This window comes from Desulfosudis oleivorans Hxd3, from assembly GCF_000018405.1.
GTDB lineage: Bacteria > Desulfobacterota > Desulfobacteria > Desulfobacterales > Desulfosudaceae > Desulfosudis > Desulfosudis oleivorans.
This window is the reverse complement of record NC_009943.1, coordinates 3,170,688-3,185,330: the sequence shown is the minus strand read 5'-3', so window position 1 is coordinate 3,185,330 and position 14,643 is coordinate 3,170,688. Positions and strand designations below refer to the sequence as shown.

The window sequence follows — 14,643 nt, the reverse complement described above, 5'->3', positions numbered from 1 at the left end:
GTAATTCTTCTTAATGCCTATTTGTTATCTTTCTTAACAGAAAACGAGATTGTTTGGTTGGCAGTCAGTATTATAATTTCTGCTGTTTTAATGTTGTTCAGATTCAAACTTTGGTCAATTAAATCTATTGAACAGGTTCGTGGGTGACACCGGCAGCCTGCCTGCCAGTCTGTTCAGCACAGGAGGAGGCACTTATTCCTCCTTTAAATTATAACCTCTCGCCCTTCGGGCACGGGCAACGGGTTGCCCATGTTACCCCTTAAGTCGATATGAATGGATCAGGCAAAAAAACAATCAAGCCACGATTTTTAAGACTGGTCGTAATAGACGGGGCCAGTTACTTGCTCTTCGTTTTAGCAGTTGCAGTAATGGGCATTCCAGTTACTGACCCAATGATTTTGGCTTTCTTAACTATATCCGGAGTATTACTCATCCCGTTTTTTGCTGCTATATCATTGATGGCTTGTACATGTGATATCTCAGTTGAAGGGATTATGCCCACCTTACTGCCAACTCCTTGTGGCAGATTACGCTGGGAAGATATCGTATCTGTTCGCAAATCCCCTATGGGTCTTTTCTTTATTGTGTCAGGCAAAACACTGAACCATTTTTGTATACTTCCTGGGAATTGGCTACTGAAGGAACCAATCAGCTTAAAATCATTATTGTCGCCGTATGTACCAGAAGGTCACATTATACATAAAATTATTGCGACTTAACCATGCAACGCACACGGAGCGCAGGTGCGCAGCACAGGAAAAGGCACTTATCCTCCCTTCAAAGTATAACCTCTTACCCTTCGGGCACGGGCAACGTGTTGCCCGTTGCCGTAAAGATGGGCAGGCAGATGTTTTAGCCCCATTGCAGCGCAGCCGAAGCGAGAATGATTTTTCGGGAAAAGCGGGCAGGCTGTTTGAGCACCGCCGCAGGCGGGCGAGTTCCTGCCCGCGCCGAAAAATTATTGGAGCGAGGGAAGCCACGCCGGGGCGTGGCCAAGCTGCACGGGGCGATTCTTTTGGTACTTTTCTTCTAAAGAAAAGTACACGGATAAATGCTTTAAGAAAGATCAATGTGTAATGGTAAAGATTGCTTCGCTGCGCTCGCAATGACGCACGGTGCGAGCAAGACTGCTTCGTCATTCCCTGGCGGAGATTCATACTGCTGCGGGTGACACTGGCAGCCTGCCTGCCAGTGTGTGTAGCACAGGAAAAGGCACTTATCCCCCCTTCAAAGTATAACCTCTTACCCTTCGGGCACGGGCAACGTGTTGCCCGTGTTACCCGTTATTGGCGGGCTGTATATTCATCCAAAAGCCTGCGAATCATTTTCTGATATTGCGTGTTATACTTTTGGGCCTCTTTTTTAAAAAAAGCGACACTGGTTTTGCTTAACGCAATTGTAACTTTTACGGTTTCGTCTTTCAGGGCCAGTTCTTCAGGGGATGGGAGAAAATCGGGAATAACCTTGACCTTCCCCATGGGCTCATCCGTGTATTTGATTTTCTCTTTCATATATTTTTTTTCCTTTCCGCCAATATCCGGCGCCAAAAATTCTGATTTTGCTTTTTCTGTATGTAAATCGAACGGTCATTATTCCACCAGAAACCTTGCCAAGACAGTAATAGCGTTTCTCTTCAACACCGTGCTCAAGATCTTCGAGTATAACACGGTCAGGATCCAGAAAAGCAAGTTGTGCCAGGGCAAAAGAAACGCCATGCTTTTCCTGATTTAGCTTGTCTTTATTGACGTCCCAATCAAAATCAGATCGTTTTTTCATTGTTTTATACTAGGTCGGCAAAGAAAGAATGTCAATATAAAAATATGGTAATTTATATGGTCTTTTCGATCCATAACATAAGGGAACCTCTAAAAATCCATTTTTTAAAAAAGGCCGTTTGCGGCGGTAAAAAATTTTCAGATTGGGACCTTTCGGGTAAGTAATGAAGCATAAAAGTCATATTTTACATCCCATTTTACCGACTTTTTCCACCCCGTCGGCGGGGTCCACCCTCTTGGGACAGACCTTACCCCGTTGCCCCCAGTATACTGTATCGGTTTATGTTGTACGCCAGATTCCTCAATCCGATTTTGGCCCTGGCTCGAACAATTCCGATCGTCCGGAGAATCATTTCTCCGGCCATCATCGCCTGCACTCCAAAAACATGTTCGACTCGCGATCTCGTCTTTGCCCGTGTATGGTTGCCCCGTTGCTCCCGCTTCGTCAGCTTTCGGTGTCGACATCCCTTCCGCTGCAGATGCTCCCGAAAACCCTCTTCCTTGAGGCGCTTCACCGATTCCTCCGAACGATATGCCGAGTCCGCATACACATCACGACTGCTGTTGCTCTCATCAATTATCTGGTCAAACACCTGGCTGTCATGAACCGCCGCATCCGTAACCTCATAATCCCGAATCAGCTTGTGCTTAACGTCCACGCTTATATGGTTTTTGTATCCGTAGTAGTTCTGTCCGTTCTTCTTTGTCCACCGGGCATCCGTGTCTTTCTGACGTCTCTTGGCCTCTTTCCATTCCTCGGGAATATCTCCCCGTTTGATTCGCTCGTTTTCTTCCCGGCTGTTCCGTTGACGAGGGGCCGCTACAATACTGGCGTCAATAATCTGCCCTTTTTGCGCCAGAAAACCATTTTCCCGCAAACAGACGTCAAACTTCTCAAACAACGGTTTGATCAAACCAGCTTCGGTAATCTGCTCCCGAAACAACCAAATGGTCTTGGCGTCCGGCACCCGATCTCCAAGGCCCAAACCCAGAAAGCGCATGAACGATATCCGGTCCAGAATCTGAAACTCAATCCGGTCATCGGAAAGATTGTACAACGACTGAATAATGAGAATCTTGAACATCCGTATTACATCGTAGGGCCTTGCGCCGGCATTGCTTTTTCGCTCTTTATGACGAATTTTTTCCAGAGGCTGGCGGAACATCTCCCAATCCACCACTTGATTCAATTTAAGCAGTGGATCGCCGTTTCTGTCGAGTTTCTCAAATCTCTCATGCCAGTCAAAAAATCCGGTCTGCATCATCGCCATTTCTCCTCAATGCCCGTATTTACTGAGTTTGATGAGGATATTTATAACACACGATGATTTTAGAAACCATGATAAAATAATCAATTTTTAGAGAAACCCATAAATTATAAATCATGACGTGTGTGGTCCGTGTGCCCATTGCAGCGCAGCCGAGCGAGAATGATTTTTCGGGAAAAGCGGGCAAACACCGCCGCTTTCTATAAGGTCAGCCTGTGGCTGTTTTTAATTTTTACCATACGCTCTTTGCTGAGTTCCGCCTGTTCCGCAAACTCCGGCCATTTCCTGACACTGTCCAGGACATGGTCAATCATCTCGTTTGCCTTCTTCTTCTTGATGCCGGCAACACCGGCAAAGGCAATTAAATCGTCCCGCACAAATTTATCCCGCTTGCCGTTGACGCTCATCTGATGCCGGTTTGTCCAATCGCCGGTCGGATTATAGGAATAGCAGACATCAAAAGCCGGGGAAAGCCGCCACCGGCCCTGCCGGTCCATCAGAAAAGCGATGTTTTTCACATGATCATCCTGGTTGCGGGCAATGACATTAAAAAACGTCCGCAGCACCTGTTGATTGAGTTCCTTTTGCGAAAGGTTCAGCCGTTTCATCACGTAAATGGCCTGCTCGTATGCGTATCGGGCCGGCTGTTTATAGTCGTAGTGGGCCATGGCCCCCAGTGACTGCATATGGACTTTGCCGCCTTTTCCGGTGCGGTCGAAACGCCTGGTCATAAAGTGGCTTCGGCCCCCTTCGTGGTGAAGCCTGCAGTCAGTCATTTCGATGCCGCAATCGACAGCCATCAAATAATAGGCATATTCGATTCTGCCGTAGCCTTGCGGGTCGGCGAGTTCGTTGTCGCGATTGTTGGCGATGCCGTCAAATTTCATCAGCCAGTACTCGAAGCCTTTTTCGACATCGACCTGGCCGGAGCAAAATTCATTGGTCCGCGGATTCCAGGCCAGGATTGCTTTTGCCCGGGCGCCGCCTGCCGAGGTCCCGACGCGAAGAATGTCTTCGATGACTTTTCGGTCATCCTCACCCGTAAATGCGCCCCCCATTGCAGCACGTTCATCCAGCACCTTGTTCACCAGTGCTACCAGCTTGTCCACTTCGAGATTTTGCTGTTCTGTTGACAGTTCATGAATTGCCGGCTCAAATTCCAGCGCCCCCATACCGCGCCTGCCGATGTAACACAGGCGATCTACGGCATGGAAATCCATCACATTCCTGCCCGTTTCAGCGAGCCATGCATCAATGATCGCATTTCCGAATTTATCGGGCAGAGAATCCGCCAGCAATCCGGGGAGCCCTTTAAATGTATGCCTGGCCAGTGCCGGAAATTCATACGGGGCAGCGCGAAGGGGCATCATCAACGGTGATAATTGAATGCCACTTTCCAGGAAACCGGGCTCAAATTGAAATACACCGATTTCCCGGTCTTCCAGCCAGGTCACGGCGCCAATATCTGATCCCCAGAGCATGACCCGCGCATCGCTAATCATCGTTGGTTCCTCCGTCTCCCCATGACCATTGCGCTGTTTTTTCTTCTTTCCGGACCGGGCGTGCGCGCCGGCGTTCTTTGCCCAGGCCGATCCGCTCAACCGGCCTGACAGACGGATCAGGCAGAAGGACTTCGAGGCTGTGCTGGATGCCCAATGCGATCAGGACGCGAATGAACGTGTCCAAAGAAACGCCTTCGCCTTTTTCAAGGTTACGTAACGTTCTTACGGATATGCCGGCATCCTGAGCGAGTTGCGACTGTGTCAGGTTTCGCGAGAGCCTGATCTGCTCCATGCGCCCGCCAAGCGCAGTTCCAATCTGACGGCTATTCGCCAATGAAAAATCGATATTATAGGACATTGCAGCGTCTCCTTTAATTCGATATATTTTAAAGGCACTATATTGCTGATTAAATATATTTTTTAATATTTATAGGCATTATATTGCCGATAAAAATAAAAATCAATGGCAAATCAATATTAACGGCAAAATATCGCCTTTTATCGACTTTTGCTGTTATAAGCAGCAATATTTTGCCGGTAATATGGATTGTATTTCATGGAATGACGGAGAGGTGCCTATGCTGTAAAGATGGGCAGGCAGGTGTTTTATGCCCCATTGCAGCGCAGCCGAAGCGAGAATGATTTTTCGGGAAAAGCGGGCAGGCTGTTTGAATCCCGCGAAGCGGGATGAGTTCCTGCCCGCGCCGAAAAATTATTAGAGCGAGGAAAGCCACGCCTGCGGCGTGGCCAAGCTGCACGGGGCGATTCTTTTGGTACTTTTCTTTTAAAGAAAAGTACGTGGATAAATGCTTTAAGAAAGATCGATGTTTAATGGTAAAGATTGCTTCGTCGCTTCGCTCCTCGCAATGAGGGAAGGGGCGCTTTCGGGGATGGCCCCGGCAGCATGTGGCCCATGTTTCACCTGTGCGGCACCACGCAAAAAGGGGACGGTTTGCACCGTCCCCTTTTTTATTTTCAGTCCGGTCGCCGGGGCATGCTCCATTAACACGGATATTTCATGGACTATCCGGGTTAACGCGCCTTTTTTATGCCCATGGCCCCTTTGGCGGCGGCCAGCAGCCTGCCCGCCGTCCCCTTTTTCCCGGCCATGATGGCCTCCATCAGGTCCTCGGTGGTTTTCGGCGGCACGGTTTGAAAGCTTTTTTTCTCCAGCCGGATGGCGCCGGTCTTGCAGGTGGTCACGCACAGTCCGCAGCCGATGCACTTGCCCACATCCAGATGCGCTTTTTTCTCTTTTACCTCAATGGCCCCCATCTGGCACCGGCGGACGCACACGCCGCAGCCGTTGCAAGCATCGTTGTCCAGTGCCGCGTAAAAATTGCTGGCCGCAAAATCGGCGGGCCGGGACATGATCCGCATCATCTCCAGGACCCCGCAGCAGCACCCGCAGCAGGCGCAGACAAACTGGGGCTCCTGTTCGTTAGAGGGCTGCAGCACCAGGCCGTCTTTTTCAGACTGGTCTAAAATGGCAAGGGCCTCCTCCTTGGTGATGGTCCGGCCCCAGCCGTGGCGGGCATACATGTCATGAAAATCCCGAAGTCCCAGGCACACCTCCCGGCGGTCGGTCCTTTTGCAGGGCTCTGCCAGCAGGTCCTTTGCCTTGCGGCAGATGCATTCAGCCACGCCGATCTGTCTGTCGGTGGTTTCGATGATGGCGCGGATCTCATCATAGGTGGCGATGTTGTGCTCCGGGGTCACGCTTTTTGCCACGGGAATCACCCGCATCTGGGGCACGGCCGTGGTCAGGTATTCGATACCGTAGGCTTTGGTCATATACTCCCGGGTATCCAGGTAGAAGCCGGGCGTCATATGGGCCACCTGCATCTCGTACATGCCGATGACAAAAGGCACCAGGGCGTAGTGCATCACCCCGTCCTTTTCCATGGAAAAAATGGCGCCCCGTTTCTCCATGGCAGAGAGCCGGGCTTCCAGGTCCGCTTTTGAAAAATCGTTGTCCCTTACCTTTTCAAAGATCATATCCGCTGATTCAAACCGGTAGTCCATATGCAGGGCCACCCTGGCCTCATCAATGGTAAACATGGCCTTGAGCAGGCGCCGCTCCACTCCGGAAAAAGTGGCGGGAAATCCCACGGGCATGGTGTTTAAGTGCCTGCGCAGGGCACGGTAGGGTTTTTCCCATTGATACAGGTCTACAAGTTTGGTTTTCAACTGGTTGAGCGTGTTTTTCATCGGCCCCCCTGGGTTATGGTGTACCGGAAATGGAAGCATTCCATAAAGTCGATTGTCGGCAATATACACTTTTTGTAAAACAGTGTCAAATGGAAACTTTGCCACAACAGGCACAACAGCAGGATGTCACACTTTTAAATCGGTTCGGACTGCAACAGTGAATAATGGCATTAAAGGTAATTTTAAGTAATTTTTTGGATTAATAATTATAATTTTTCTAAATATTGACATAAACAAACAATTTATAGTAAAAAAATACTTTCATAAATATATTATCAACATGCAGGAAACGCATTTTCAGACGAAAGGAGAAGAATGTGGGTGCTATCGGATTTATTAAAAAATTGGCAATGGTCGTTCTGGTTTGTGTGGCTTTTTCTCAGTGGGCAGTTGCCGAGCCCTCCGGCGATTTGATTGTTTTTCATGCCGGCAGCCTCAGTGTGCCGCTGGAGGAGATCGGCAAGGGCTTTGTCCAGCAATATCCCAAGGTGAATATCCTCAGGGAAGGGGGCGGCAGCACCAAGATGGCCCGAATGATTTCCGAAGTGGGCAAGCCGGCCGATATCATGGCATCCGCCGATTTTGTCGTGATCGACAAGGTGCTGGTGCCGGATCACGCGGACTGGAATGTGCGGTTTGCAACCAATCAGCTGGTGCTTTGTTATACCGACAAAAGCAAGTTTGCCGGTGAGATCAGCGCGGACAACTGGTACGAGATCCTGGCCCGAAAAGAGGTGGTGTGGGGACATTCCGATCCCAACCTGGACCCCTGTGGCTATCGCAGCCTGATGGTGCTGCAGCTGGCCGAAATTTTTTACAACCAGCCGGGCCTGTACGATAAGTTGATCGCCAACCGGCCCCAGGCCAATGTGCGTCCCAAGTCGGTGGAACTGGTGGCCCTGCTGAAAACCGGGAACATGGATTACGCCTGGGAGTACCTGTCCGTGGCGGTGCAGCACGAACTTAAATATGTCAAACTGGACGACCATATCAATCTCGGCAATTATAAGTATGATGACTTTTACAAACGCGCCCAGGTCCAGGTAACCGGCGACAAGCCCGGCACCTTCATGACCCAGACCTGCCAGTCCTGCACTTACGGCATCACCATGATCAAGGATGGGCCCAACCCGGAGGCGGCCCTGGCGTTCCTGGATTACATGCTGGACCCCCAGGGCGGGTTGAAGGTGCTGGCCGATATGGGGCAGCCGCCCTTTATTCCCTGCCGGGTTCCCACTCAGGAGATGTATGAGAAGATTCCCAAGGGCCTGAAGCACCGGGTGGAGGTCAAAAATTAGCACATTCGCGGAAAAAGGCCGACCCGGAAGCGTGCTGGTGTGGGCCTCGCTTTTTTCCTGCCTGCTGGTGTCGGCCTTTATTGTGCTTCCCCTGGTGCAGATGCTGGTGCAGCCGACCTGGGAAAACATGCTGGGGGCCATCGGCGACAGAACCGTGCAACGGGCCATCGGCCTGAGCCTTTACACCGCGGGCTGGGCCGGTGCCCTTTCCTTTCTGTTCGGCACCCCGTTTGCCTATGTGCTGGCCCGGAAAGATTTTCCGGGCAAACGGCTTGTGGAAAGCATCGTGGATCTGCCCATCATGATTCCCCATCCGGTGATCGGCATTGCCTTTCTGGGCATTGTGGGGCGGGAACACTGGCTGGGCCGCCTGCTGATGGAAGCGGGTATCCGGGTGATGGGGTCCACGGTCGGCATTGTGACGGTGCTGACCTTTGTGGGCCTGCCCTTTTATATCAATGCCGTCAAAACGGGGATCGAAGCCATTCCCGTCCGGCTGGAGCATGTTTCCAGGAACCTGGGCGCCTCCATGGGCCAGACCTTTGCCCGGGTGGTCTTTCCCCTGGCATGGCGTTCCATGCTGGTGGGCCTGATTCTCTGCGCGGCCCGTGCCATTTCCGAGTTCGGCGCCATTGTGATTGTGGCCTATCATCCCATGACCGCGCCGGTTTTGATTTACGAACGGTTTACCGCCTATGGCCTGAAATACTCCCAGCCGGTAGCGGTCTGGCTGATCCTGGTCTGCCTGCTGCTGTTCGTGATGCTCCGGCTGCTGTCATGGCGCAGGCCGGATACCGCGGGCATGCGTACCGGGGGCTGGAAGAAGCGATGGAAAAGCGTGACATGAAGGGCCGGGTGGCGGTGTGCGACCTGTCGATCCGATTGCCCGGTTTCCGCCTGGAGCACATCAGTTTCTCCATTGAACCCGGCGAGTTTTTTCTGTTGCTGGGGCCCACCGGCGCCGGCAAGACCCTGACCCTGGAGGCCCTTGCCGGGCTGGTGCCCATTAACACGGGAACCCTTCATGTCAACGGGCAGAATGTCACCCGCCTGCCGCCTGAGGCCCGTTCCGTGGGTATTGTCTACCAGGATTATGCACTTTTCCCCCATCTGTCGGTGATGGAGAACATCTGCTACGGCGTACGGTACCGGAAACCGGAAGTACGAATGCCCCGGAAACAGATTAATGAATTGATGTCCCAGGTGGGTATTGCGCATCTGGCCAATCGTTCCATTGTCACCCTGAGCGGTGGCGAAAAACAGCGGGTTGCCCTTTTGCGTGCCCTGGCCGTCAACCCTTCGGTGCTCCTGCTTGACGAACCCCTGTCGGCACTGGATCCGGGATTCAGGGAGGATCTTCAGCAGCTTTTAAAGGCGCTTTGCCGCGCCACCGGCACCACGTTTCTGATGGTGACCCATGATGTGGATGAGGCCCGGTTTCTGGGCGAACGTGCGGCTGTTCTGCACGATGGCCGTATTGAGCAGACCGGCCCGGTGGCCTGGCTTTTTCAAAAACCGTCCACAGTGTTTGTCGCCCGGTTTACCGGTGTGCGGAACATATTTCCCGCCGTCTTTGACGGTGACCGGGCGATACTGGGCGGCTGCGAGCTGATGATGGAGGCCCCGGCTCCGGCCAGTGCCGCTCACGTGGCCGTGCGCAGTGAAAATGTGCGACTGACAAACGGCACAACCGGTTCCGGTGGTGTGAATCAAATGACAGGCCGGGTGACGGGCCTCACCCACATGGGACCCTATGTGGAGGCCATGATTCAGGCAGGCGGCCTGCCGTGGCGGTCGGCCGTGTCGCTTGAAGCTTTTGCCCGCATCAATCCGGCGCCGGGCCGGACGGTTGGCATGGAAATATTGCCTGAAGCGGTGGTCCCGATATCATCGGGCACCTGATTGCATGAACCGTATTAACAAAGGAGAAGAAAGATGAAAAAGTTATTGGCGTTGTTGACGGTTTTGTTTATCTGCGGTATGGCGGCAGTGCTGCCCTGCAGCGCGGAAGAGGCCAAGGCGCCCCTGATGATGGCCACCACCACCAGCACGGATAACACCGGCCTGCTGGATTACCTGGCGCCCCTGTTTCAAAAGGACACCGGTATCGAGCTGAAGTGGACGGCAGTGGGTACGGGCAAGGCCCTGCAGATGGGGCAGAACTGCGATGTGGATGTATTGCTGGTGCATGCGCCGGCCGCGGAAAAATCCTTTATCGAGGCCGGTCACGGCGTCAGCCGGACCGAGGTGATGTTTAACGATTTTGTGATTATCGGTCCTGAGGCGGACCCGGCGGGGATCAAGGGAAAGAGCGTGACCGATGCCCTGGCCGCCATTACCGCCAAACAGGCGGTTTTCGCCAGCCGTGGTGATGACTCGGGCACCCATAAGAAGGAGCTCTCCCTGTGGAGCGATGCCGGCCTGACGGTTCCCGACGGCGCTCCCTGGTACATGCAGGTGGGCCAGGGTATGCTGACCACCATCAACGTGGCCGCCGAGCGGAGCGGTTATACCATGACCGACCGGGGCACCTACATCAAGTACAGTGCCGACTACCAGGACAATCCACCGCTGGTTATTCTGGTGGAGGGTGATCCCGGCCTGAAAAATCAGTACAGCGTTGTGCTGCTGAACCCGGAAAGGTGCCCGAAGATCAACCGCGACGGTGCCGAGGCGTTCGCCAAATGGCTGGCGGACAAACCGGCCCAGGCGTATGTTCAGGATTTTAAAATGATGGGAAAGCAGCTCTTTTTCCCGAACGCCAAATAGTTTCCATCCATAAATGGCCTTTTTCCGCAATCTCTGTGTCAAACTGCGGGCTTCCTTGTGCGGCGTACAACAGTACGCCTCCGCGTCAGCCCTTGTTTTCCTTGACCTTGCGAAAAAATTCTCATTTCTGAATTGGAAACATTTTTCGTGCCCCCATAACAGTATGGATGGATGCGAAAAGCATCCTTAACCGTCGGCGGCAGGCGCCTGCCGCCGACGGTTTTTTCGGATTGATATATCATGGACTTTCTTTTCTCGGGATTGATAAAAGCCCTGGTGCTGCTGGCCACTGGTGACGCGCAGACCTATTCAGCGGTTTTTGTCACGCTGCGGGTCACCACGGCCTCCATGGCGGTCAGCCTGGTTGTGGGCATCCCCCTGGGTTTTCTGCTGGGGTACCATGAATTTCCCGGCAAGAACCAGGTCCGTATCGTGGTGGATACCCTGCTCTCCCTGCCCACGGTTTTTGTGGGCCTGCTGGTCTATGCACTGATCTCTTCCCGGGGGCCGCTGGGCGGCCTGGGCCTGCTGTTTACCCTGCCGGGCATCGCCATCGGCCAGGCCATTCTGGCCCTTCCCATCGTGATTTCCCTGGTGGCCACGGCCACCCAGGCCACTGACAAGAACCTTCGTGTCACCCTGGTTTCCCTGGGGGCCGGTCCAAAGAACCTGTTGTTGACCAGCCTGTGGGAGACCCGCCACGGCATCGTTTCCGCCGGGCTGGTGGCATACGGCCGGGTCATGACCGAGGTGGGCATTTCCCTGATGGTGGGCGGCAACATCAAGTGGTATACCCGAACCATCACCACGGCCATTGCCCTTGAAACCAACAAGGGGCAGTTTGCCATGGGCATCGCCCTGGGGCTGGTACTCCTGTTGATCGCTTTTTTTGTGACCCTGGGGGTCACGCTGCTGCGACGGCGGTCATGAGCGGCGGTAACCGTTTGATTTCAAGTATTATGGAGACATGCCGATGTCGTCGGTAATCTACCGGGTATCCGATTTGGTGTATGCCTATGACAGCGGGCCCCGCGTGCTGGAGGTCCCGGAACTGGAGATTACCCGGGGAACAGTCACCGGCCTGGTCGGCCCCAACGGCAGCGGGAAAACCACCCTGTTGAAGCTGCTGGCGTTTGTGCAGAAACCCGTGGCCGGCGAGATACGCTTCAAGGGCCGCCCGGCCTCGACCTTTTCAGAGCATGTACGGTTTGCCGTTACGTTTCTTCCCCAGACCCCCTATCTGCTGAAGCGGAGCGTGTACGGGAACATCGCCTATGGGTTAAGGCTGCGGGGGGTGACGACGGAAGATATGGATCGACGGATCGAAAGGGCCCTGGCCCTGGTGGGTCTACCCTTCGATGTCTGCCGCCGCCGTCCTGATTCGCTTTCCGGTGGCCAGGCCCAGCGGGTGGCCCTGGCGGCCCGGCTGGCCCTGGAGCCGGAAGTGCTTCTTCTTGATGAACCCACCGCCAGCGTGGATGTGGAAAGTGCCCGTCTTATCCAGGAGGCCGTGCTGGCGGCCCGGCAGGTGCATGGCACCACCGTGGTGGTGGCCAGCCACGACCTGCAGTGGATGCACGCGGTTTCCGACCGGATGCTGCAGATGTATAACGGCAGGGTCTGGGAGGCGGGCAGCAAAAACGTGGTGCCCGGGCCGTGGCATTCAGCAGGTGAGGGGCGATGGGAAAAGCATCTGCCCGGCGGCCAGCGGATTCATGTGCCGGCACCGCCGGTCGCCGATGCATCGGCGCTCATCGAGTTCGGCCTGGCCAAAACGCCAACAGCCGGTGCCGGCCTTCCCACCCTTTCCGGCAAGGTGACTCACCTTGTGCTGGAACCCAAGCGCCAGACCGTGGCAGTGACCGTGACAGTGGATCGCCTGACCCTTACCGTGCGGGTCGCAGACCATGAAGTGGAGCAACACGGCCTTCTGCCCGGCAAACGGATTCCCCTTTTTTACAACCCCGGCACAATCGTTTTTCTGTAAAACTTTTTTCCGTTATTGTCCCGATTGCGGATTTCTGCCGGTTCATTCTGAAAATCTCAGGCCGGTTATCCAAAGTTTTTGTTGACGATACACGCAAAAAGAGGTTTCTTGTTTTCGATACACCCTGAAAAAAAGGCCTGAAGGATAATACCCGGCGGCAGACGAGAACCGCCATCCGGTTTTACGCCGGAGAAGATGGAGAAAGTGTGAACCGGTCCCGGACAGACGCACTGCTGATCTCGCTCCAGGTCGATCTGGACACCATCGGCCTGAAGCAGATTCATGCCGTTTTGCAGGATCGGGGCTTTAGTTCGCTGCTGCTCTATCTTCCCTCTTTTTCCCCTGGCGATAATGTTCTGATGGAACAGGTTGTCCGTTTTGTCGCCGATCGCAATCCCGGGTTTGTGGGCATCAGCCTGATGTCCCATGAATTTTCCGGTGCGGCGGCCCTGACCGGTCGCCTCAAACAGGCCTTCCCCTGCCTGCCGGTCATCTGGGGCGGAATTCATCCTACCATCGCGCCGGAAATGTGTCTGGACCATGCGGATTATGTCTGCGTGGGCGAAGGTGAACACGCGGTGGCGGCGCTTGCCCGTGCCTTTCGGGAAGAAAAAACCGTTGAGCATATTTCCAACATCTGTTATCGCCGGCAAGGAAAGATCGTCCGAAACCCCCTGGAACCGGTCATCCAAAACCTGGATAGCCTGCCCACCTGTGAGCATCTTCCAAGAGGTTCTTATATCGCGCACCGGGGAAGCATTGTTTCCCTGGATCACCATCAGTTAAAGCGCTACGGCCGTTGGCGCGGTACAATATACAGCACCATGAGCAGCCGGGGCTGCCCGTTTGCCTGCGCCTACTGCTGCAACGATTTTTTATCCAGGCTTTATGACACCAGGAAGATACGGCGCCGGAGTGTGGCCAGTCTTATGCCCGAACTGTCCAGGGCCGTTGCCGATCATCCGGAAATTCAATATATCAACTTTCAGGATGACTGTTTTCTGGCCTGTTCCGACGCCTATCTGGAAGCGTTCTGTCATGCTTATCGCCAGAAGATCGGCCGTCCATTTATAGTCCGGTGTATTCCCGCTTTTGTGGATGCCGGCCGGTTGAAAAAGCTCAAGGCGGCCGGCCTTGTCTGGATGTCTCTTGGGTTGCAGTCCGGCAGTGATCGTGTGTTGTCCGATGCCTACAACCGGCATTCCACATCCGAACAGTTTCTGGCAGCGGCCCGGCTGGTGCATGAAGCCGGTATCGCGGCTTACTATGACGTCATTCTGGACAATCCCCTGGAAAACGACGAAGACCGTTACAAAACCATTGAGGTGCTGACAGCTGCGCCCCGACCTTATTTTCTTCAACTGTTTGCCCTGACGCTTTATCCGGGCTCCTCTCTGTATGAAAGGATAACTGCCGATTCCCCTGGATTGGCCGACGCTTATCTGCACAAGAATTTTTATCATTACCGGCATACTTCCATGAACAAATTGATTCGGATTTCAGCTTATTTGCCGGTGTCCGCTGTAAGGAGGCTGATTTCGTATGGCAGAAGCCGGCCGCAAAGCGCCGGATTCCGGCTGACGCTTATCACGGCCGGACTCTTGTCCACCCTGATGTTGGAACCGCTGGCCTATTTCCGGGTGATTCAAGTAAGCCAGCACGGAAGTGTAAAAAGAACACTCAAACAGATTCCGGTCTTTTTTAGAATCGGTTTCAGCCGCTATGTTAAGCAGTTTTCCAGCAGCCTGACAACGATTGCCGAACGATGGGTGAGGGATGATCTGATATCCGGAAACCAATCAAAAAATTTTCGCCGGTGAGGCGACGGGGAAG

The 14,643-nt window shown here is 53.7% G+C and carries 14 protein-coding genes; 8 read left to right on the top strand and 6 right to left on the bottom strand.

Annotation, left to right across the window (positions count from 1 at the left end):
• Positions 1-269 precede the first annotated feature (269 nt).
• Positions 270-719, top strand: a complete 450-nt coding sequence (locus tag DOLE_RS18265) for a hypothetical protein (RefSeq protein WP_153304437.1) — start codon at positions 270-272, stop codon at positions 717-719.
• A 564-nt stretch (positions 720-1,283) separates the two neighbouring features.
• Here DOLE_RS18265 and DOLE_RS13550 read toward each other — a convergent pair.
• The 6 genes from DOLE_RS13550 to DOLE_RS13530 all read right to left on the bottom strand — a co-directional run bounded on the left by DOLE_RS13550 (position 1,284) and on the right by DOLE_RS13530 (position 6,756).
• Positions 1,284-1,511 (bottom strand): hypothetical protein, encoded by a 228-nt coding sequence (locus DOLE_RS13550; RefSeq protein WP_012176054.1) that lies wholly within the window; start codon positions 1,509-1,511, stop codon positions 1,284-1,286.
• Entirely contained in the window at positions 1,483-1,776 is a 294-nt protein-coding gene (locus DOLE_RS18030; protein WP_012176053.1) for a BrnT family toxin, read from the bottom strand. The genes DOLE_RS13550 and DOLE_RS18030 overlap by 29 nt, the downstream gene beginning before the upstream one ends.
• A gap of 247 nt (positions 1,777-2,023) precedes the next feature.
• Complete coding sequence (locus DOLE_RS13545; RefSeq protein WP_012175873.1) at positions 2,024-3,040, bottom strand: IS5 family transposase; 1,017 nt, start codon at positions 3,038-3,040, stop codon at positions 2,024-2,026.
• A gap of 203 nt (positions 3,041-3,243) precedes the next feature.
• Positions 3,244-4,524, bottom strand: a complete 1,281-nt coding sequence (locus DOLE_RS13540; RefSeq protein WP_269719167.1) for a type II toxin-antitoxin system HipA family toxin — start codon at positions 4,522-4,524, stop codon at positions 3,244-3,246.
• A 13-nt stretch (positions 4,525-4,537) separates the two neighbouring features.
• A complete protein-coding gene (locus DOLE_RS13535; RefSeq protein WP_012176051.1) occupies positions 4,538-4,903 on the bottom strand; it encodes a helix-turn-helix domain-containing protein in 366 nt (121 codons plus the stop codon).
• 674 nt (positions 4,904-5,577) lie between these two features.
• Complete coding sequence (locus tag DOLE_RS13530; RefSeq protein ID WP_012176050.1) at positions 5,578-6,756, bottom strand: 4Fe-4S dicluster domain-containing protein; 1,179 nt, start codon at positions 6,754-6,756, stop codon at positions 5,578-5,580.
• Between the two features lie 317 nt (positions 6,757-7,073).
• Between DOLE_RS13530 and wtpA the strand changes: the two genes are divergently transcribed.
• The 7 genes from wtpA to DOLE_RS13495 all read left to right on the top strand — a co-directional run bounded on the left by wtpA (position 7,074) and on the right by DOLE_RS13495 (position 14,630).
• Positions 7,074-8,054, top strand: coding sequence for a tungstate ABC transporter substrate-binding protein WtpA (gene wtpA, locus DOLE_RS13525; protein ID WP_012176049.1), 981 nt, complete (start codon positions 7,074-7,076; stop codon positions 8,052-8,054).
• 37 nt (positions 8,055-8,091) lie between these two features.
• Positions 8,092-8,901: an ABC transporter permease gene (locus tag DOLE_RS13520; RefSeq protein WP_232362711.1), complete on the top strand. Its 810-nt coding sequence runs from the start codon at positions 8,092-8,094 to the stop codon at positions 8,899-8,901.
• Positions 8,883-9,956, top strand: coding sequence for an ABC transporter ATP-binding protein (locus tag DOLE_RS13515; protein WP_012176047.1), 1,074 nt, complete (start codon positions 8,883-8,885; stop codon positions 9,954-9,956). The genes DOLE_RS13520 and DOLE_RS13515 overlap by 19 nt, the downstream gene beginning before the upstream one ends.
• A gap of 33 nt (positions 9,957-9,989) precedes the next feature.
• Positions 9,990-10,823 carry a substrate-binding domain-containing protein gene (locus tag DOLE_RS13510; protein WP_012176046.1) on the top strand — a complete coding sequence of 278 codons (834 nt, stop codon included), beginning with the start codon at positions 9,990-9,992 and terminating at the stop codon, positions 10,821-10,823.
• Positions 10,824-11,063: 240 nt separating this feature from the next.
• On the top strand, positions 11,064-11,753 hold the full coding sequence (locus DOLE_RS13505) for an ABC transporter permease (RefSeq protein ID WP_012176045.1): 690 nt from the start codon (positions 11,064-11,066) through the stop codon (positions 11,751-11,753).
• Positions 11,754-11,796: 43 nt separating this feature from the next.
• Positions 11,797-12,810, top strand: coding sequence for an energy-coupling factor ABC transporter ATP-binding protein (locus tag DOLE_RS18025; protein WP_012176044.1), 1,014 nt, complete (start codon positions 11,797-11,799; stop codon positions 12,808-12,810).
• Positions 12,811-13,016: 206 nt separating this feature from the next.
• Positions 13,017-14,630 carry a B12-binding domain-containing radical SAM protein gene (locus tag DOLE_RS13495; RefSeq protein WP_012176043.1) on the top strand — a complete coding sequence of 538 codons (1,614 nt, stop codon included), beginning with the start codon at positions 13,017-13,019 and terminating at the stop codon, positions 14,628-14,630.
• Positions 14,631-14,643 lie beyond the last annotated feature (13 nt).

What these genes read in the sequence shown, in the direction of transcription:
- DOLE_RS13545 (WP_012175873.1), bottom strand. Translation starts at nt 3,040, where the DNA reads ATGATGCAGACCGGATTTTTTGACTGGCATGAGAGATTTGAGAAACTC.
- DOLE_RS13505 (WP_012176045.1), top strand. Translation starts at nt 11,064, where the DNA reads ATGGACTTTCTTTTCTCGGGATTGATAAAAGCCCTGGTGCTGCTGGCC.
- DOLE_RS18265 (WP_153304437.1), top strand. Translation starts at nt 270, where the DNA reads ATGAATGGATCAGGCAAAAAAACAATCAAGCCACGATTTTTAAGACTG.
- DOLE_RS13540 (WP_269719167.1), bottom strand. Translation starts at nt 4,524, where the DNA reads ATGCTCTGGGGATCAGATATTGGCGCCGTGACCTGGCTGGAAGACCGG.
- DOLE_RS18025 (WP_012176044.1), top strand. Translation starts at nt 11,797, where the DNA reads ATGTCGTCGGTAATCTACCGGGTATCCGATTTGGTGTATGCCTATGAC.
- DOLE_RS13510 (WP_012176046.1), top strand. Translation starts at nt 9,990, where the DNA reads ATGAAAAAGTTATTGGCGTTGTTGACGGTTTTGTTTATCTGCGGTATG.
- DOLE_RS13530 (WP_012176050.1), bottom strand. Translation starts at nt 6,756, where the DNA reads ATGAAAAACACGCTCAACCAGTTGAAAACCAAACTTGTAGACCTGTAT.
- DOLE_RS13535 (WP_012176051.1), bottom strand. Translation starts at nt 4,903, where the DNA reads ATGTCCTATAATATCGATTTTTCATTGGCGAATAGCCGTCAGATTGGA.
- DOLE_RS18030 (WP_012176053.1), bottom strand. Translation starts at nt 1,776, where the DNA reads ATGAAAAAACGATCTGATTTTGATTGGGACGTCAATAAAGACAAGCTA.
- DOLE_RS13550 (WP_012176054.1), bottom strand. Translation starts at nt 1,511, where the DNA reads ATGAAAGAGAAAATCAAATACACGGATGAGCCCATGGGGAAGGTCAAG.
- DOLE_RS13515 (WP_012176047.1), top strand. Translation starts at nt 8,883, where the DNA reads ATGGAAAAGCGTGACATGAAGGGCCGGGTGGCGGTGTGCGACCTGTCG.